The following is a 604-nucleotide window of genomic DNA, read 5'->3' on the forward strand; positions in this document are numbered from 1 at the left end:
CCTACTATTCCCGTATAATCTACAATATCGCCTGCTGTTCCGTTAATCGTGAATACTGCGTTTCCTCCAGAACAGGTTGAAGAATTACTACTTAGTGTGACTGTTGGTGTCGCACTTATGGTTACAGCTTCTGTGTTGTTTAATGTTGCCAAACAACTTGTTGTTGGATTGGTAACATTAGTTAATGTTATGGTTTGATCTGTAGTGACTCCTGCTACTGTGATTATTGCTGTTCCGGAAGCATCTAATGTCACAGGACTTGCTGGTGAACCTACTATTCCCGTATAATCTACAATATCGCCTGCTGTTCCGTTAATCGTGAATACTGCGTTTCCTCCAGAACAGGTTGTAGTATTACTACTTAGTGTGACTGTTGGTGTCGCACTTATGGTTACAGTTTCTGTGTTGTTTAATGTTCCTGAGCAACTTGTTGTTGGATTGGTAACATTAGTTAATGTTATGGTTTGGTCTGTAGTTACTCCTGTTACTGTGATTACTGCTGTTCCGGAAGCATCTAAAGTGACAGGACTTACTGGAGAACCTACTATTCCTGTGTAATCGACAATATCGCCTGCTGTTCCGTTGATAGTAAATACTGCGTTTC

1 pseudogene is annotated in these 604 nt (G+C 40.7%); it reads right to left on the reverse strand.

Annotated features, from left to right (window positions below):
* Nucleotides 1–604: pseudogene (locus ACFSSB_RS15405) on the reverse strand (hypothetical protein); the annotation flags it as partial.

Source organism: Lacinutrix gracilariae (genome assembly GCF_042684485.1).
Classification (GTDB): Bacteria; Bacteroidota; Bacteroidia; order Flavobacteriales; family Flavobacteriaceae; genus Oceanihabitans; species Oceanihabitans gracilariae.